At 41.1% G+C, this 19694-nt stretch carries 16 protein-coding genes; 6 read left to right on the forward strand and 10 right to left on the reverse strand.

The window, feature by feature from the left end; translation table 11 throughout:
• Positions 1–201 precede the first annotated feature (201 nt).
• From BLU80_RS08125 to modA, 5 genes are all read right to left on the reverse strand, one after another.
• A complete protein-coding gene (locus tag BLU80_RS08125; RefSeq protein ID WP_091396425.1) occupies positions 202–654 on the reverse strand; it encodes a carboxymuconolactone decarboxylase family protein in 453 nt (150 codons plus the stop codon).
• 231 nt (positions 655–885) lie between these two features.
• Positions 886–1452 carry a Crp/Fnr family transcriptional regulator gene (locus BLU80_RS08130; protein ID WP_091396428.1) on the reverse strand — a complete coding sequence of 189 codons (567 nt, stop codon included), beginning with the start codon at positions 1450–1452 and terminating at the stop codon, positions 886–888.
• 269 nt (positions 1453–1721) lie between these two features.
• Positions 1722–2645 (reverse strand): sulfate/molybdate ABC transporter ATP-binding protein, encoded by a 924-nt coding sequence (locus BLU80_RS08135; RefSeq protein ID WP_091396431.1) that lies wholly within the window; start codon positions 2643–2645, stop codon positions 1722–1724.
• Complete coding sequence (gene modB / locus BLU80_RS08140) at positions 2642–3322, reverse strand: molybdate ABC transporter permease subunit (protein WP_091396433.1); 681 nt, start codon at positions 3320–3322, stop codon at positions 2642–2644. Before modB ends, BLU80_RS08135 begins: the two co-directional genes overlap by 4 nt.
• Positions 3323–3339: 17 nt before the next feature.
• Complete coding sequence (modA, locus tag BLU80_RS08145) at positions 3340–4110, reverse strand: molybdate ABC transporter substrate-binding protein (protein ID WP_091396436.1); 771 nt, start codon at positions 4108–4110, stop codon at positions 3340–3342.
• Between the two features lie 269 nt (positions 4111–4379).
• Between modA and BLU80_RS08150 the strand changes: the two genes are divergently transcribed.
• On the forward strand, positions 4380–5159 hold the full coding sequence (locus BLU80_RS08150) for a class I SAM-dependent methyltransferase (protein ID WP_091396439.1): 780 nt from the start codon (positions 4380–4382) through the stop codon (positions 5157–5159).
• A gap of 83 nt (positions 5160–5242) precedes the next feature.
• Here the strand turns inward: BLU80_RS08150 and BLU80_RS08155 are convergent, their stop codons facing one another.
• Both BLU80_RS08155 and metE read right to left on the reverse strand, forming a co-directional pair.
• A complete protein-coding gene (locus tag BLU80_RS08155; protein WP_091396440.1) occupies positions 5243–6208 on the reverse strand; it encodes a methylenetetrahydrofolate reductase in 966 nt (321 codons plus the stop codon).
• Between the two features lie 117 nt (positions 6209–6325).
• Entirely contained in the window at positions 6326–8632 is a 2307-nt protein-coding gene (metE, locus tag BLU80_RS08160; RefSeq protein ID WP_170831181.1) for a 5-methyltetrahydropteroyltriglutamate--homocysteine S-methyltransferase, read from the reverse strand.
• A gap of 244 nt (positions 8633–8876) precedes the next feature.
• Between metE and BLU80_RS08165 the strand changes: the two genes are divergently transcribed.
• Positions 8877–9338 (forward strand): Lrp/AsnC family transcriptional regulator, encoded by a 462-nt coding sequence (locus tag BLU80_RS08165; protein ID WP_091396445.1) that lies wholly within the window; start codon positions 8877–8879, stop codon positions 9336–9338.
• Between the two features lie 33 nt (positions 9339–9371).
• Here the strand turns inward: BLU80_RS08165 and BLU80_RS08170 are convergent, their stop codons facing one another.
• Positions 9372–9803: a YidH family protein gene (locus tag BLU80_RS08170; protein ID WP_091396447.1), complete on the reverse strand. Its 432-nt coding sequence runs from the start codon at positions 9801–9803 to the stop codon at positions 9372–9374.
• A gap of 266 nt (positions 9804–10069) precedes the next feature.
• Here BLU80_RS08170 and BLU80_RS08175 point away from each other — a divergent pair, with 266 nt between their 5' ends.
• On the forward strand, positions 10070–11221 hold the full coding sequence (locus tag BLU80_RS08175) for an SMP-30/gluconolactonase/LRE family protein (RefSeq protein ID WP_211481795.1): 1152 nt from the start codon (positions 10070–10072) through the stop codon (positions 11219–11221).
• Between the two features lie 58 nt (positions 11222–11279).
• Positions 11280–11840 (forward strand): NADPH-dependent FMN reductase, encoded by a 561-nt coding sequence (locus BLU80_RS08180; protein WP_091396450.1) that lies wholly within the window; start codon positions 11280–11282, stop codon positions 11838–11840.
• Between the two features lie 613 nt (positions 11841–12453).
• On the opposite strand, the gene BLU80_RS08185 is transcribed toward BLU80_RS08180, so the two are convergent.
• Both BLU80_RS08185 and BLU80_RS08190 read right to left on the reverse strand, forming a co-directional pair.
• Positions 12454–12795: a hypothetical protein gene (locus BLU80_RS08185; RefSeq protein ID WP_091396453.1), complete on the reverse strand. Its 342-nt coding sequence runs from the start codon at positions 12793–12795 to the stop codon at positions 12454–12456.
• Positions 12796–12992: 197 nt separating this feature from the next.
• On the reverse strand, positions 12993–14147 hold the full coding sequence (locus BLU80_RS08190) for a WG repeat-containing protein (RefSeq protein WP_139188108.1): 1155 nt from the start codon (positions 14145–14147) through the stop codon (positions 12993–12995).
• 516 nt (positions 14148–14663) lie between these two features.
• Here BLU80_RS08190 and BLU80_RS08195 point away from each other — a divergent pair.
• Positions 14664–18545, forward strand: coding sequence for a TIM-barrel domain-containing protein (locus BLU80_RS08195; protein ID WP_091396457.1), 3882 nt, complete (start codon positions 14664–14666; stop codon positions 18543–18545).
• A gap of 220 nt (positions 18546–18765) precedes the next feature.
• Complete coding sequence (locus tag BLU80_RS08200) at positions 18766–19665, forward strand: alpha/beta hydrolase (RefSeq protein WP_211481796.1); 900 nt, start codon at positions 18766–18768, stop codon at positions 19663–19665.
• The last annotated feature ends 29 nt before the right edge of the window (positions 19666–19694 follow it).

Here is a 19694-nt window from a genome sequence, read left to right on the forward strand (position 1 = left end):
AAAATTGGGGGTACATACTCCACCAGTTTTTGACTATATTTGAGGACAGATGCCGACTTTAAATTTTCTGTTTACACAATATTTTTGACAGTCTCACCGGACCAAGGCCGTGACCCAATAAAGTGGCCCATTTTTGTTTTGTTGCGGTATACTATAATTGGCTTCCGTTAATTGAATGGGAGTGTTTGCTCATTTCCGGGATTATGCCCACTCTGCTGTTAATTGCAAAGTAGCAACATTAATACGGGTAAACATATTCATCACGGAAATAAACATTACAAGGGCAGCTCTTTCTTTTTCATTGAAGAATTGTTCCGTTCGTTTCCATAACACTTCAGAAACGGATTCGTATTTATGTTCCAATTTTGTAATTGCTTCAGTGAGTTCCAACGCAGTCTTTTCAGCCTCGTCAAATGCATCTGATGTCTGCCAGGTCAGGACATATTCAATGCGGTTCCTGGTGACGACATTATTTTTGGCCCTTACCAGCGATTCGCCAATACAGAGTTCGCAGTTATTTAACTGCCCAACCCGCAACCCTACATATTCTAACAGTTCCAGTGATATTCCACTTTGGTAGATCGTTCCCATTAAAGTTTGGATAGCAGGGTTTGCCCCCAAAATCAGGGCTGGATTTTTCATTCTTGTTTCCATACTGTTTATTTTTTTAAATGATAGAGCAAAGCTATCCGGATGCGGTAATATTTTTTTTCACAAATGGTAAAAAATGACAACCTGCTCATTGATTGGAATTATCGCTATTTTTTAAAACAACACCGGCGTGTGATGGATATAAGGATAATATTGGCTGTCAGGTAGTTTTAGGAAAAGGGATATTAAAAATTTTGTGTGTTTATGGATAATAATTGGATAATACTTAGATGGTTAAAGTTTCTGTGCACGTATTCTGCTTAAAGATCCTTGCGTAATCCCAATATATCCGGCAAGATCTCCCAGGGTAATTCTTTGCAGAAGATAGTGTCGTTCTCTTGTAAATTTATGGTAACGGGCACTCGCGTCTTCTTCCATCATTTCGCTGATTCGGTCCATCATCTCCAGCATGGCTTGCTGATATATTTTGCTAAATAACCGTTCTATTGAATGATGTTTTTTGCTAAGATTATCAATGTCGTTTTTGGTGAGCGTATAGGTAATGGTATCCTCAAGTGCTATCGCTATATAAATTGTAGGACGCTGTTTCAGATAGCTGTTAGGCTCTGTAAAAATCATATTCTCAACGAAGAATTTTTGCACAAATTCTTTATCATCTTTAAAGGAATATAACTTGATTAAACCTTGTTGAATAAAGTAAAAGTGCCTGCAAATCATTTCTTCTTTAAGGATAAAGCTGCCCTTTGTAAATACCTTAAGGTGGAGTGCATTTTTTAAATCAATTCTGGCCTTATCATCAAGCGTTGAAAGGTTGTTTAGGGATTTGATGATTTCTTCCATATAATAAAAAATATTTAGTAAATAAAAGCCCCCCGTTTAAATTTGGCTATGAAAATAATTTATTTTATCTATAAATAGATAGGTAATTTCAGAATTATGTTTAGCGGTTTTATGCAAGAAATGATAGTTGACTTCCAGGTGATGCCTGTTTGAACATAAAGGTGAATCAGAAACGCCGAGATTTGTATAATCCCTTTTCCTGGCAATGGATAGTTCTTATAAAAGGAGTTTTCTGGTGTTGGTTTTAACTAGTGCGGCTGCGTGTTAGCTTAAAAGACTGGTAATAGTAATATTTGCCCGTTTTGCGAGGAAATATTTATTGGGTCTCCGGGCTTGAACTGTTTAGCGGTAGTTGTATCCACCGGTATTTTTAAAGACTGATCGCCTAATTCAATGAAAAATAGAACCCCGTTTTCCATGCGCTGGATCTTCTCAACGGTTCCAAAATAACTGATCCTTTCCTCAGTAATATGTGAACTGCGGCCTATAGTGAGATCAACCTTGTTGGATACAGAAGGGGCCGCAGAGTAGCGATCGAATCCATGAGCTTTTGGAATAGCTTTCCCCTCTCTGATTTCAATATATTTATGGGCAAATCCATCCATATCTTCTTTGTCGTGAGAGGCCAGAAATAAGGTGAAATTTTGTTTTTTCTGTAATATGCTTAATTCTCTTCTGAGATCGCTTTTTAAATTTGAATCTAATGCCGCAAAAGGCTCATCTAGCATCAGTATTTTTGGTTTTCTGGCCAGTGCCCTAATAATAGCCAGACGCTGCTGCTGTCCGCCGGATAGTTGCCCTGGTTTTTGTAGGATAAAACTTTTTAAGTCAGTTAAGTTCAGTAAGTCCTCTAAATATCGATAATCTTTTTGTTTCCCCGAAGCATATATTAGATGTTGCATGACTGTCATATGCGGAAACAATGCCAGATCCTGAAAGACAAAACCAATGTTTCGTTCCTGGATGGGTATATTTATTTTAGCTGAATGATTGAACCAAGGTTCTCCCGCTACCATAATACTTCCAGTATCCGGACGAATTAAGCCAGCTATCATTTTAAGCAGGCTGGTTTTTCCTGATCCGGATTTGCCGTAGAGGATTACCTTTTCTCCTGGTAAAATGCTGAGCGCTGAGGAAAGCTTGTGGACTGTCTCGCTAATACGTAAGTTTTTTTCAATAGCGATCTCAATCATATGGGGATGCTTTTATTGAATAATTTTTTATTGAGACTATATGTAACCAGTAAGATGATAAATGAAATAAGAATGAGAATTAAGGAATAAATATGTGCCGCACGAAAATCCAGGGATTCTACTGAATCGTAAATCGCAATGGAAGCGACTCTTGTTCTGCCATTCAGATTGCCGCCTATCATGAGTACCACTCCAAATTCGCCTAAAGTATGGGCAAAGGTGAGTACCATACCTGTAATAAGTGCTGGTCTGATATTGGGTAACAACACCTTAAACAAGGTTTCTCTTTTGCCCTTGCCCAGCGTATAGGATGCCGCTTTTAAATTAGGAGGCAGGGTCTGGAGGCCGGCCTGCAGCGGATGAATCATAAAAGGCAGGCTGTAGATAAGTGAACCAACCACTAAGCCTGGAAATGAAAACACCAGACGTAGATTAAAATATTGTTCCAAAAAATGACCGAGATAATTATTGGGGCTAAAGGCGACCAATAAATAGAAGCCTAAAACAGATGGTGGTAAGACCAAAGGCAGACTAATGAGCGCCTCCACCGCGGATTTGCCTTTAAATGAACTAAAGGCGAGGAAGTTGGCCAGAGGTATTCCTATTATGAGTAGTAGAACAGTCGTTATCAGCGACAATTCTAGACTTAATAATAAAGGCTGAAAATCAAATCCCATTATTGTAGTGTTTTATTTTACCGTACCTGATAACCAAAATATTCAAAGATGGCTTTGGCTGCAGGGCTAAACAAGAACTGGTAGAATTCCTGGGCTGCCTTAAGGTTGCTTTGCTTTGCATGCTTAAGTAGGATAACGCCTTGTTCAATAGGCTGGTATAGATTTGCCGGAACCTCTGTCCAATAACCTTTATGAAGGTATTCAGGACTTCTCACAATAGACTTGGCTGTAAAGGCAAGATCTGCGGCCCCGGTAAGTAAATATTGATTTACCTGGGAGATACTTTCTGCATATACGATCTTAGATTTTACAGCCTCATAGAGCCCAAGTTTTTTGAGTGCTGTGATAGTAGCTATTCCATAGGGGGCCAGTTTAGGATTGGCTACAGCTATCGTTTGAATGCTACTGGATTGTAAATCATTTAAATGGCTAATCCCATCTTTTTTGAGCGTCCAAACCACGAGTTTCCCTGCAGCGTATTCTCTGTTTTTGGTGAGGGCCGCACCCGCCTTATATATGTTTTCGGGATAAGTCATATCGGCTGAAAGAAATATATCATAAGGAGCTCCATTGGTAATCTGAGCGGTCAGCTTACCGGACGAGCCCACAATTAAATCGATTTTAACCGGATGGTTCTTCTGGTATACTTCTTTTAAGGAGTCTGCCACAAATTGGGCATTGGCTGCAACTGCCACACGCAATGTCTGCCCCGTGACGGCAAAATGCAATAAACACAACAGTAGTAGCGAAAGGAAGTGGAATTTTATAGGGGATAAAAGACTGCGCATAGGCAAATTTTTGAAAGTCCGTGATCATGCAATAATGATCAAATTTAGCCCATTTTCAATAAAATATCTCTGTTGAATCAAAGGCCTTTGCGGTAATCTTATATAATTATAATATGAATGTATAATTTTTTATATATATCTAATGAGGTGGGCAGACACTTGACCGGAAGATAGTGAAGTGGTGATGGTTTAATGCAATAAGGGTGCTAACTTTAGGCGGCATAACTTGAAGATCTTCCATTAGACTACAGAGTTATAAATCAACGAAAATGAATACTGAGGAGACTTTTAATGAGAAACAGGGTCATTGGATGCTGGCAAAACTGGGTAAACGGGTCCTTCGTCCTGGTGGCATTGAACTAACAAAAGTGCTGATGGAATCTATGGAGATAGGACCGGAGGACGACGTGGTGGAATTGGCTCCTGGCCTTGGCCTTACCGCAAGTATTGCCTGTCTGCAAAACCCAAGGACCTATACAGGGGTGGATAGAAATGAACAGGCGGTGGCTGCCGCTAAAAAGCATATTCATTTTGACAGAGCAAACATGGTGATTGGAGATGCTGCTAAGACTGGACTACCTGATAACTATGCCAGTAAAGTGTACGGGGAGGCTATGCTTACCATGCATCCCATTGCTATCAAACAGGAAATTATCCAGGAAGCCGCCAGAATATTAAAACAGGGAGGCTATTATGGCATTCATGAACTTTGTGTTCAACCCGATGATATAAGCGACATAGATAAGAAGAAGATTTTTAAAGATCTGGGCGCTAATATGCGGGTACATGCACATCCGCTGACACTTACTGAGTGGAAGAAATTATTGGAAGCAGTAGGGTTTAACGTGATAAAAACAGCCACCAGCCCAATGGCATTGTTAGAACTGAAAAGAATGATTCAGGATGAAGGACTAGGCAGGACCTTAAAAATTATTTTAAAAGTATTGACCCATGCTAAGATACGCCGGCGTGTTTTGTATATCCGGGAAATGTTCCGAAGGCATGCGAATGATATTGAAGCCGTGGCTATTATAGCTCAAAAAAAATAGCAGGCTTTGTATAGAACCTGCTACTGCTTTTAATAAGATTTATTCGGGCTGTTTTCATATTCTCTCCAGCGCCTGATCTATTACTAATTTTCTTTAGATGTCGTTAGTACCGCTGCCGTGGCATTGTTATTAGGCCTGTTTAGCATGGCACCTATTTTACTTACCAGGTCAATAGAGGCCTGAATCTCATCTTTGCGGATAGCCAGACTTTCTATATTAAAGCCAAAGGGAACACATTTGGCAGAACAGAAGGCGATAAGTTCCGCCGCATTGTCCAGACAGGCTTTAAGGGAGTCCTCCAGCATATTATCCGATGCCACCAATTGTTCTTTAAGTGCATCTGGTATATGGATGCCTAACCATTCCATGAACCGAAGTGTTTTTACGGAACCACAGGCTGTCAGGGTAAAAATCAGGGCAGGAGCAGGGATGCCTTGCTCGGTACAGGTCTGGCAAAGGTCTTCCACCATTTTTTTTGCGTAGTCCAGATTAAAGACACACTGAGTGATAAAAAATGAAACGCCGCCTTTAGCTTTCTCCAGTATGCGTTTATCCTCATCTTTAAGAACTGCATGTCTCTCCGGAATGGTAACCGCACCTAAAACTGAGTTATCCTTATATTGTTGCCATAGCTGATAGGCTTCTGCGAGTGTAATTTTAACTTCAAAATCTGCAGCAGGTACACCAACAAAGACCGGATGAAATTGGTGGCTATGGATATCTGCCAGCCAATCGGTTAATTCAGCCGCACTGAATTTTCCAGCGGGCCTGTAGATGATTTTGGGTGCTGTAATACGCTGCAGGTAATCCTTTGAGAATTGAAAAGGATCCAGCGCATTCATAAAAGGAAAGGGACGCTCTGCCGCAGTGCGGGCAGATTCATCCTGTACATCGTATACAACCAGGGCATCGATATCCAGTGGAATAATCCTGGCCATCGTTTTTTCTGCGATTTCCTGGACTTTTTCTGGAGTTGTGCCTTCTTTAGGCGGTGTAATGCCGTAGGTTAATATGCCTGACTGGCCTGATTTGATTTTATCTAAAAACATATACCCTTTTACTAATGCTTGTTCTTTTTTAGCCCTTTTGCCGGAATAACAGGATCATTCTGATAAAAGGGCACCCGGAAAATTCAAATATAATTCTGGGTGCCCAAATATATAAAATTATAAGACAGCTTCGACGCTTATTTCTTCTCTAATTTGACCTGCGGCAGCCACCATATTGATTAAGGCTGCTTTGGTTTCAGGCCATTTTCTGGTTTTCAGGCCGCAGTCCGGGTTTACCCATAGATTACGTGCTGGTAACAAATTAGTTGCTTTTCGCAGTAATGCGGTCATTTCCTCAGTGGTAGGGACCCTGGGAGAATGAATGTCATACACACCTGGTCCGATTTCATTTGGATACTTAAAGTTTGCAAAAGCTTCTAAAAGTTCCATCTGGCTTCTGGAGGTTTCTATGGTAATGACATCAGCATCCATGGCTGCAATATGTTCAATGATATTATTGAATTCACTATAACACATGTGCGTATGAATCTGTGTGGCATCCTGTACGCCACTGGCCGTAATGCGAAATGCTTTCACTGCCCAGTTTAAATAAGAACCGTGGGCTGCTTTTCTAAGCGGTAAGCCTTCCCGGATAGCTGCCTCATCAATTTGGATGATGCCAATCCCTGCTTTTTCCAGTGCCAGGACTTCATCCCTGATCGCCAGCGCGATTTGGTTGGTAGTCGTCTCACGAGGCTGGTCGTCCCGAACAAAAGACCATTGCAGGATGGTTACAGGTCCTGTCAACATTCCTTTCATCGGCTTATCTGTCTGGGTGGCAGCGTAGCTGATCCAACGGACAGTCATGTCATGTGGACGGCTGACGTCTCCGTAAATGACGGGCGGTTTAACGCAACGGCTGCCATAGCTTTGAACCCAACCGTTTTTTGTAAATAAGAATCCATCGAGTTGTTCTCCAAAGTATTCCACCATATCGTTACGTTCGAATTCGCCGTGAACCAGAACGTCCAGTCCAATTTCCTCTTGCCATTTGATGACTTCCGTAGTAGCCGCTTCAATGGCTGCTTCGTATTGCTGCTCGGTCAGAATTCCTTTTCTGAACTGAGCACGTAATTGACGGATATCATCGGTCTGCGGGAAAGATCCAATCGTGGTTGTCGGGAAGCTGGGAAACTGAAAGCGGGCATGATGGAGTTTCTGGCGGACGGCAAAAGGACTGTTACGGTTCGCATCCTTATCCGTAATGGCAGCGAGACGGTCTTTGACGGCTTGTTTGTGTACCTTATTAGAAGATTTCCGGGCATTCATTGCAGCGGTATTAACGTCTAAAAGGGCTGTGTTTCCTTTTACAATTTCTTTTAATTCAGCTACTTCCGAAAGTTTTTGCTTGGCAAATGCCATCCAGTTTTTAATTTCCGGATCGATGGATGTTTCTAAATCCAAATCAATCGGACTATGTAATAATGAGCAGGATGGCGCAATAATAATGCGCTCTTCTCCAATTGTCTCCACTGCTTTGTTAATGAGTTCGAGCGATGCTTTATAATTATTTTTCCAGACGTTACGCCCATCTACCACACCCAGTGATAAGCTCAAACTTGCAGGGATTTGAGAAAGAACTGTTTCAAGTTGCTGAGGTGCACGGACTAAATCAATATGGAGGGCTGTTACGGGCAGTGCAACTGCCAGTTCTGTATTGTCAAGTAAGGCGTCAAAATAAGTAGCGATAACAATTTTTAATTCCGGCAGGCTTTCCGCTATTTTCTGATAAGCATATTGGATAGCAGACTTTTCTTTTGCGGTAAGATCCAAGGCCAGGCTAGGCTCATCTAGTTGGATCCAGGTGGCTCCTGCTTGCTGAAGGCGACTAAGAATCTGGATGTAAACATCTGTTAGGTTTTCAATGAGGTCAATTCTTTCAAAACCGGCCTCTTTTTCCTTACCTAATATTAAATAGCTGGCGGGACCAATTAAAACAGGTTTGGCCTTTTCGCCTAATGTTTTTTTAGCGCTTTCAAATGCTTCGAATATATTTTCATTAGACAAAGCAAATTTTTGATCCTTTGTGAATTCAGGAACGATATAATGATAGTTGGTATCCAGCCATTTAGTCATTTCCATAGCTGTGATATCCAGACCGTTTTTCTGGTAACCGCGGGCCATCGCAAAATAAAGGGCTATTTTTCCTTCTTCTGACTGATCAGCCAGTAGTTCATTGTAGCGGGCCGGAACAGCTCCGAATAACAAACTCGCATCGAGCATCTGATCATAAAAACTAAAATCATTGCAAGCAATCAGATCAATGCCTGCAGTTAATTGTGTCTGCCAGTTTTCTTCTCTGATACTGTCGGCTGTATCCTTCAGCTCTGCCAAAGTGATTTTGCCCGCCCAGAATTTTTCGGAGGCCTTTTTGAGTTGTCTTTGGCCACCGATTCTTGGGTAACCTAGGATTTGTGTTAGCATTATTTATCGTTATTTAATAGAGAATCAATGGATTAAAAAGGTAACCGGATGTTAGCGGACTTGCTGCTTGGCTTCATTCAACCGGTAATTTTAATCAAAGCTATAAAACTGTGTAAAGGTACTTTGCTGGATAAAAAAACTTCTCTTTTTTTAATATTTGGTTATTTATTCTTATAAATTAAATTATGTTGGATGAATATTCCGGTAAAGCTTTATTTTTGTGGCTATAAAAGAATTTTTTTCTATGAATGATTTAGATCCAACCGATTTACAGCTTTTACGGATTCTGGCCAGCAATGCAAAATATACCAATAAGGAACTGGCTCAGATGGTCAATTTATCCGCTTCACCTGTTTTCGAAAGAATAAAAAGACTCGAGAACCAAGGCTATATAAAGAAATATATTGCTATTCTGGACGCGGAGAAATTCAATCAGGGTTTTATGGTTTTTTGTAATATCAAACTAAAACAGCATAATAAGGATATTGGCCACCATTTTGTGGCCGATATCATGGAAATTGATGAAGTGGTGGAGTGTTATAACATATCCGGTGATTACGACTTTATCTTAAAGGTATATGCCAGGGATATGAAGCATTATCAGGATTTTGTCTTCAATAAACTGGGGTCAGTAACCAGTATAGGCAGCACACACAGTACTTTTGTTATGTCAGAGATTAAAAATACACATAATATACATTTCTAAGTTCTTAGAGTTATTTGTTGCGACAACGGCTGTTTATTTTGAAAAGCTCAGGTTCCAGTACAGGTAGGCAATGAGAAAAACACAGGCTACAAAAATCATAGCGGTACTTAGTTTTATGAGCAGGTCGGAATGATAATAGTCTCCCTGCTGAATCTGCCTTTTGGTCTTCTGATATCTCAGATAGGCAACCCCTAGTACAATACCTCCCATGGCTACTAAAAACAGGCCAATGAATTGGGAGTAGCCGCTACTGGGAGGTAAATTGCTTGTGGCATTTAAAGCAATGGAAATCTGCCTTACAAATAAAGAAAATTTTACAACCACAAAACCAAAGCCCATAATCCCAATGCTTGTTCTGACCCAGGCAAGAAAGGTGCGTTCATTAGCCAGATGGTCGCTAACGGGTGGTTTTTTATTAGTGATTTGTGGGGTTGGCTGCTGTTGATTGCTTTTTTGTGCATCCATTTATTCCATTTGAATATAAGCTAAAGATGTTTTTAAGAAACCAGGTAAAGCATCCTTATGCAATGAACAATACGCTAAAATTAAGAAATATTCAGTATTTTATTGTAATTACAGGGCTATCCTTTTCCGATGCATGAAATGCAAGGGAATGGCTTGTTTATAAATCCCTAATTTACTTTAGCCAAATGATTTGCTGTGTGTTTTTCCAGTATCTTTATAAGGGGCTCGGTATTCGCTTTTTCATTGGCTTATAAAAAGGATTTGATATGCGCAATCTTATAAAAGATCAATCAGTCAGAATAAAGGTCGCCAAAGTCGTTTTCATGTACGGGCTGTTTATTTTATCTGTTAGTTTACTACAGGCACAAAGTAAAAGCGAAAATGTGCTGGAGCCGGTTGCTTCCTTTGGAAAGCATATGGCCATCGGTCTTAGCGTTAACAGCAAAAACAGCATATTTGTGTCTTTTCCCGGTTATGACGGAGCGGGAGATAATGCTCTGTTGGAGGTTGAAAACGGAAAACGGAAACCGTATCCTGATAAAGTCTGGAATACGAAGGGGCTGCAAGGTAATAAAAAGGGGCATTTCGTAAGGATCCAGGATCTATATGTCGATAATCAGGATAATTTATGGGTGCTGGACTCAAAACCTGCTCCGGACGGAGATATCTTTAAATCGGCATCCAGCCATGACAAGACCGGCCATTTTGCCCTGATTAAGATTAATACAAAGACAAAACAGGTAGAGCGGGTCTATGATTTTCAAGGACTGGATAAAGCCCACTCCGCACTCAACGATGTTCGGGTGGATACTAAAAAACAAATGGCTTATTTATCGGATCCGGGTCAGGCTGCCATTGTTGTACTGGATCTCCGAAGCGGTAATCTAAGAACGGTGCTTACCAAATCTCCTTTTACTGTAGCAGGTGATATCGTGCTCAAATATGATGGAAAAGACATGGTGGACCAAAACGGTCATCCTTTTAGCTCTGACGTAAATGGGATTGCACTGACCCGTGACGGGAAATATTTTTATTTTAAACCGATTAATAAAAATGCGCTTTTCAGAATAGAAACCAGGTATTTAACGGATAGTACATTGTCAGAAAGCGCACTAGCGGCTAAGGTGGAAAATATGGGAGATGTAGGGGTTACGCATGGGCTCATCGCTGATGATAATGGAAATATCTATCTGACAAATTCTGAAACTTATTCCATCAGATACCTGAGGCCAGATGGACAGATTAGGGTGCTGGTTAAAGATAAAAACTTATTATGGCCGGACTCCATGGGAATAGGTGGAGATGGGTATTTGTATATTTCATGTTCACAGCTGCAAAGGCAGCCTGCCTGGAATAAAGGAATAGACAAAACTGAATATCCCTACACGGCATTCAGAGTAAAACTCCCCTTGCCGTAAATGCACGGTGGCTTAAAAAGATATTGACATTCGTAAAAACAAATAAAAACTGAAGACCATGAGTGAAAAAAAGATCGGACTTTTTGTAGGAAGTCTTAGAAAGGGTTCTTATTCCAAAGTGTTGGCACATTTTATAGAGGGGTTATCCTCTGAAGTATTTAGTTATAAAATGATTGAAATCGGAGACCTGCCCCTTTATAACCAGGATTTTGATGATCATGGTCCGGTCCCGGATTCCTATACCAGGTTTCGGGATGCGGTAAAGCTTTTGGACGGTTTTATTTTTATAACACCAGAATATAACCGGTCTGTTCCTGCGGTGCTGAAAAATGCGCTGGATGTGGGAAGCAGGCCCTACGGGCATAGCGTATGGTCCTCTAAGCCAGGTGCGATCATCAGTGATTCCCCGGGTATTTACGGTGGCTTTGGAGCGAACCACCATCTGCGTCAATCTCTGGTTTTTTTAAATGTGTTTCCCATGCAGCAACCGGAAAGCTATTTAGCTAAAATAAATTCATCCATTAATGAGCAGGCTGAGATAACCTCAGACAGCCTGAAAGATACGCTTGTTTCGTTTGTGGAGGCTTTTGAAAAATGGGTTAAAACGGTGCAGGCATAGATTAGTTGACAATAGGCTTTCTTATTGCCCGGATAAATAGACTGTAATAGGATAGAATTGGATTTCAAGTTTTATTGGAATCCAATTTTTTCATAAAGGATATATGGCTGGTCTGTTGAAGCGTTATGACTAATTTTACAGGAATTTGTTATTCAAAATTCCATAAATTATAGGTGGTACCATCAAATGTCCGGAGCGTAATCAGCATCTTCGTCGTATAATTGAATGCATATCTTTTAATCAGTTCTTTTAATCGCTCTTTGTCGCCGGCATATTGATAAATGAAATTTTTTGTATAAAAATAACCGGGATCATTTTTTTGTTCGATTGTCCCTTTATCGGCAATTGTAAAAAACCTGTAATATCCCGGCTTATATAATTGGGGTTGAGCTCCTATTGTTTTTAAAGCGGCTATAAATTCATTGACTAATTTTATATCGGATGTGGAATAGTAGTGGATATTGCCAAAAATGGAGTTTAAAGGGATTTTATTTAATTGGGGGTAGGTAACGGTGATTGCCTGATTTTTGCCTAATAATAATTGATAGCTGGAGTCACTTACTGCTAAATTTCCTTTTATGGTCGCATGGTGGAACAGGATGCATACCTGATATTAACCTTTTGTCAGGTTATCCAGACGGACCGTAGTCTCTAGTGGAGTAATGGAAGGCGGGGACTTAGGCAGGTTAAAGAGTTTTATGGAAATACGTTTTTTATTTTTTACCAATTTTGCTTCCAGCTTAAAGCCTGCTTTTTCTTTAAAACTATCTGAGTAAAAATAAAAGGATAAGGTTCGGTTATTGCGGGTGATGGATTCCTGCATCTGAAGGCTCAACTGATAATTAAATTCAGGTGGTTTTTTATTTTTACAGCCAGTAAACGTAAGGGTCAAAAATGACAAATAGGACAAAATGGATAAAAGGGGAAGCGTGTGTTTGACGGATATGATTGTCATTTTTTTTTAGTTGCTGATGGATGAAGTAAAGGTTAAAGCCAAGTTATAACTAATTTTCATATTTTCAGCAAGCTGTTGAAAGCCTTATTTGTTTTCCTATTTCTTTTGTCGAACACTATCCCTGATGCTTGAACCAAGCCGTAAATATTGAATGGTAATCCGGCTTTGATCGGATTCAGGCTAGCCAAATAATAAATTTAGAAAGCGGAAGGTTTTTGTAGCCATTGCTGTAAAGGGGTCAGTAACTCATCAAATGATTCGTAATGATAAAATGTATCTCCCTTTACATTTACATATATAGTCATATCACCATATAACGTACTTTCATTATAGGGTTGCAGTATATAAAATGGAAAATACCGGCTGGGCGATTCAACTATTTCAAAATGTATATCCGACGGATGACTATAGAGATGTTTACTGACATAACGTTTAAGTTGTTTATTTTGATTTATCTGATGGTAGATGCGTTGCTCTTTTTCGCTATAATGAAAAGGGTAGGGGTATAACTGTCCGTCAATGATGCAGCCCGGCCTGGGCGTGTTGAACTTTTTTTTGTAGTTTTTATCAGATGCTATTGATGTGGGCGCATCATTATGCGTCTGCCCATTCGCTGTTTTTACAGGAAACACCCGTTTGCCTTCCTTGTTAATAATATAGCTGGTGGACGCTTGGCTGGTTGGCTGAACGGTCCAATGTTCGTCCGATTTGTCAACTACTTTTCTTTTCCATCCACCCGTGTAAACCTTGGCATAACCATAATGAAAAGGGGTGACAAAATCCCACTGGGCAACAATTTGTATATTTCCTGCGCGGTCAACAAATCCCATTTTTTGATGATCTACGTACCTTCGAAGTCCCTGCTCAAAATAATCACTGCCATTATCAAAGAACTGTGCCAGATATAGGAATGCTCCCTGTCTGTTATAAACCTCGCGAATAGGTATGGCAATTGCCTCAGCGTTATAATTTCTAAGTGATTTTCTGACAGGAAGTTCAATATACCCCTCCATAATCGCAGCATCAAGTTTGGAGTTTAAAAACAAGCGGGACTTAGCCGGAATAATTATTTCCCCTTGCCTGTTTTTGACTCCGTATAATGAGGAATCCTCAGGGTTCTGAAAATAATACAGTGAATCTTCCTGCAGTTGATGGTTACTTGTCAGCAGATATTGCCGTAAGGAGATTTGTTTTGGCTGGCTTTGGGCCTGCAGGCTGCAAAGGGTAACTTTTGAGGTTATACCTGGTATGTTATCGATGTTCAGGGACAGGATGGATAATAATGGCCATATGACGCAAACAAACAGCAGGGCTATTACTCTCTTTATTGATATGTGGCCCAAATAGCGCATAGATAGGTTTTTAATAGATATTCTGAAGGGTTTAGTCGTCCTCAGGCCAGCCATAACCGATACTTTTAAACCAACCTGTACTAAATAGCTGTTTTACTGTTGGCCAGCGCCTGCTTTTACCTGGCCGCCCCTCAACCCTGCTATCGTAAAAATACCGAAAACATTTGGTTGCGACCTACGGCTTTGACTCGCTTTGTAATAAATTTTACATATTATTTTTTGCAAATAATGCGAAAATTAAATGAAGCAGCTCCATCTTAAGTGAACAAATGAGCTTGATTGAAGGGGGGTTCAGGCTTCCAGGACAGGTAAAATAGATTGTATTTATACTTAAATAATTGATTATCAGATGTTATTACGCAAACGAATGTGTAGTATTTTGCTAATATCTGTTATTTTTTGTTTTGTCTTTTTTATTTTTACCAAGGTGCGGTCCTTGTTTTTTATGAAAGGGATGACCAGTATATTAAGAGGAACTGCATTTTAATAATTAAACATTTATCATATTCCATACTCATGAAGAGGCGACCTCAGCATTTATTTTTGTCTAAACTATTATTATCCTGTTTAATCACTGGCGGAAGCTGGCAGATTGCAACAGCAACGGTAAACGTTCCCTCCATCTATGAAAAGGCGGATAGCATTGCCAATCAGATAAAGACCGTAGAACAGATCAACCCAACGACTGTGCAATTGATTTTTACAGATAATCGCCGGTTAACCGTTGACTTTTACGGACAAAATATTTTCAGGGTATTTGAAGATATGGAAGGTGGTATTATTCATGACCCGGAGGCAAAGCCGGCTGCCCAGATTTTGGTGGATCAACCCAGAAAAGATCCGGGTAAACTGATGGTAAAGGACCTGGGGAGTTCTATTGAGTTAAGCACCGAATTAATAAGTCTCACCTTTAATAAAAGCAATAGCATATTTACCGTGACCAGTAAAAAGACCGGTAAGACGGTATTGCAGACCTTGCATCCTATTGAATTTACAAAGGGAAAAGTAAGTCTGGATGTCAAAGAAAATCCGGATGAATATTATTATGGAGGCGGTGTGCAAAATGGCCGTTTTTCTCATAAAGGCCGTCGCATCTCCATTGAGAATCAAAATAGCTGGACGGATGGCGGCGTCGCCTCTCCGACACCTTTTTACTGGTCAACAGAAGGTTATGGCGTGCTATTCTATACGTTTGCACAGGGGGTGTATGATTTTGGGGCCAAAACGCCGGGCATTGTCCACTTAAGTCACAACAGCGATTATTTTGATGCCTTTTTTATGATAGATGACGGTGCTACAAAATTATTGCAGGACTTTTACCAGCTGACTGGAAATCCTGTGTTGTTACCGAAATTTGCCTTTTATGAAGGTCATCTGAACGCGTATAACAGAGATTTTTGGAAAGAAGATCCTAAAGGGATTTTATTTGAAGACGGTAAACGATATAAAGAAAGTCAAAAGGATAATGGCGGCATTAAAGAATCTTTAAATGGAGAAAAAGGAAACTACCAGTTCTCCGCCAGAGCGGTCATTGACCGTTACCAAAAAAATGATCTGCCACTGGGCTGGTTATTGCCTAATGACGGTTATGGTGCCGGCTATGGACAGACCAGCACGCTGGATAGCAATATAGCCAATTTGAAGTCTCTGGGTGATTATGCCAGGAAAAAAGGAGTCGAGATTGGACTTTGGACACAGTCTGATCTGCATCCAAAAGCAGGCATCAGTGCGCTTTTGCAAAGGGATATTGTAAAAGAAGTAAGAGATGCCGGTGTACGGGTGTTAAAAACCGATGTCGCCTGGGTGGGCGCCGGATATTCCTTTGGGTTGCACGGTGTGGCAGACGTAGGACATATTGTACCTTATTATGGTCATGATGCCAGGCCTTTTATTATTTCACTGGATGGCTGGGCAGGAACGCAGCGTTACGCAGGAGTCTGGTCCGGTGATCAGACCGGTGGCAACTGGGAATATATTCGTTTTCATATCCCTACTTTTATAGGTGCCGGTCTTTCCGGGCAACCTAATATAACCTCCGATATGGATGGTATTTTCGGGGGTAAAAACCCGGTGGTCAATGCCAGAGGTTTTGAATGGAAGACTTTTACTCCCATGCAACTGAATATGGATGGCTGGGGTTCCAATGAAAAGTACCCGCAGGCCATGGGAGAGCCGACAACTTCCATTAATCGTACCTACCTGAAACTGAAATCTGAGTTAATCCCTTATACCTACTCGATCGCTCATCAGGCGGTATCAGAACTGCCTATGGTCAGAGCCATGTTCCTGGAATATCCAAATGATTATACAAAAGGCAGCAGAACGCAGTATCAGTTTATGTATGGGCCTAATTTTCTGGTAGCGCCCATTTACCAGGATACCAAATCAGATGCCTTAGGTAATGATATTCGCAATAACATTTATTTGCCCAAAGGGCAGTGGGTGGATTATTTTACCGGGGACATTTATACGGGAGATGTTGTTTTAAACAGCTTTGATGCACCGATCTGGAAACTGCCTGTATTTGTAAAAAGAGGGGCTATTATCCCCATGGCTAATCCTAATAATAACGTGCATGAGATCAATACAGCGCTCAGAATATTTGATGTGTATCCGTATGGCAATAGTTCATTCACCGCCTATGAAGACGATGGTACGACAGAGGCCTATAAAGCAGGCCAGGGAGCAACGACTGTTATCAAATCCGAACAGTCAGCAGATCGGGCTATGATCAGCGTACTTCCGACCCGGGGTGATTTCGATGGATTTGTAAAGGATAAAGCCACACTGTTTAGGGTGAACCTGACCCGGGCACCGAAATCAGTGGTGCTAAAAGAAGGTAAATCAAAAGTTAAACTCACTGAAGTCAAGACTTTGTCTGATTTCAATAAAGGAAGCAATGTTTATTTTTATAATAGCGCTCCCGATTTAAATCAGTTTGCAACCAAGGGTAGTAGTTTTGAACAGGTGAAAATGATTAAAAACCCTGAGCTGCTGGTCAAAACGGCCAAATCGGATATTACGACTACGACCCTTTTGCTGGAAATTACCGGGTATCAATTTGAAAGTGTCAATAAAGCCTTGCAAAAAACGGGTAGCCTTGAGCCGCCAACTGGCCTGAAAGTGCTGGATAGTAATAAAACGGCCTACAGTCTGGGGCTGAGCTGGGACGCTTTGAGTAATGCGGATTATTATGAAATCGAGTTTAATCAGATGTTGTATACGCATATAAAGACCACTCAGTTTCTGTTTGATCAGTTGATCCCTGAAACGAATTACAACTTTAAAGTAAGAGGCGTCAATAAAACAGGTGCGTCCAGCTGGGCCAGCCTTACCGAAAAAACAGGTAAGAATCCATTGGAGTTTGCCATTCATAACATCAGTGCGGTTGCTTCAGCTGCACCGCAGGAAGGTATGGGCGTGGATAAAATGTTTGACTTTGCTGAGGGGGATGACTGGCATACGGATTATGAAGCGAAAGCCGTTCCTTTTGATGTGATCATCGATTTAAACAGCGTAAATGAACTGGATAAACTGCAATACCTGCCCAGGATTTCCGGCAGGAACGGGATTATTACCAAAGTCAGGATTTATTACAGTCAGGATAAAAATAACTGGACTGAAGCGGGTGAAGTGAGCTGGAACAGAGATAACAAGACCAAGGAATATAGCTTTGGCAGTCATCCTGCCGCCCGTTATATCAAATTATCAGTAGAGGCTGCCGTGGGTGATTTCGGTTCCGGACGTGAGCTATATATCTTTAAAGTGCCGGGTTCAGAAAGTTATCTGCCAGGTGACATCAATAATGATCATAAAATTGATCATAATGACCTGACATCCTATATGAATTACACGGGCTTAAGAAAAGGGGATGGGGATTTTGAAGGCTATATCAGTAAAGGAGATATCAATAAAAATGATTTAATTGATGCTTATGATATCTCGGTGGTGGCAACGCAGCTGGAAGGAGGTATAAAGGCTTCTGATCAGCCTAAGGATTTAAACGGCACTCTTGCCATCACGGCAGATAAGCAAAGCCTGCAAAAAGGCGACGTGGTTAATATTCAGGTTAAAGGTGTTGATCTGAAAAATGTGAATGCACTGAGTTTTGCCATTCCGTATAATGCAGAGGATTTTGACTATATTGGTGTTCAACCTTTGCATATGGCGTCCATGGAAAATCTGACCTATGACCGCCTGCATACGGATGGCAGCAAAGTACTGTATCCGACCTTTATTAATGTAGGAGAAAAGCCGACCTTAAACGGTAGTGAAACGTTGTTTACCATCCGGTTAAAAGCAAAGCGTGCGGTGAAGCTGAATTTAAGTACGGAGCATTTAATGATAGTAGGGTCAGATTTAAGTGTACAGGCTTTAAAAGGCAGTAAGATTCAATAATCTGATAGCCAGGCATCTGATGATAATATTTAAAAAGAATCATATAAAATAAATCGTTTTTGATTTTGGTGTTTTGCAATAATGGAGCACGGGGCCTGCAAGTCTGATTGGAGCTTGCGGGCCCTTTTGCTATTGAATGCGATCAGGAGGCTGATTATTTGCCTTTCAAATTGTATCTTCGATATTGAATCCGGCGCTTTGGCGGGCAATAATTTATTATATGAAAAACTACTTTTTGGTTTTTATAGGCATGCTCCTGGGAGCCTGTGTTGTCTATGGACAGGATTCCCTTGCCCTATACGAGGGCAGGGTTCCGGGCAGCAAACAGGCGGAAAACCTGGAATATGTGGAAAATAATGAGGTCCATCATAAGGTAAGTGAACCCAAACTGATTGTTTACCCCGCGCCGGCAGATAAGGCTAACGGAACAGGGGTGATCATTTGTCCCGGTGGCGGATATGAAGGCCTCTGGATGGTGCATGAAGGCAGTTCGGTGGCAGAGCGTTTAAATGCGCTGGGTATTACTGCCTTTATCCTTAAATACAGAATGCCGGATGACAGAACCATGGTGAACAAAAGTTTCGGGCCACTTGCTGACGCGCAGCGTGCTATTGAGTTGGTTCGGCAAAATGCTGAAAAATGGAAAATAAAACCCGATAAAATCGGAATAATCGGCTTTTCAGCAGGCGGCCATTTAGCGTCTTCACTGGGTACCCATTTTGATTCAGCCGTTATCGTAAATCCAGGGCACACCAATCTGCGGCCTGATTTTATGATCCTGGTATATCCGGTCATCAGTATGCAAAAAGGGGTTACACATATGGGTTCCCGTAATGCGCTGCTTGGAAAAGCGCCTACCTCGCAGATGGTTGACTATTTTTCAAATGATCAAAGGGTGACGGATAATACCCCGCCTACCTTATTATTGCAGGCAACGGATGACGGCCTGGTCCCTGTTCAGAACAGTTTGCTATTTTACCAGGCGCTCCTGAAACACCATGTTTCTGCCGCCATGCATATTTTTGATAAGGGAGGACACGGGTTCCCTTTGGAACCTGCTAAAAGTCACTGGTTTGGTTACGCCGCCGACTGGCTTCGGTTTAAAGGATGGATTAAGTAAAGTACTGTGTTTTAAAGGGTGTGGGTTCT

The sequence above is a fragment of the Arachidicoccus rhizosphaerae genome (assembly GCF_900107765.1).
Lineage (GTDB): Bacteria > Bacteroidota > Bacteroidia > Chitinophagales > Chitinophagaceae > Arachidicoccus > Arachidicoccus rhizosphaerae.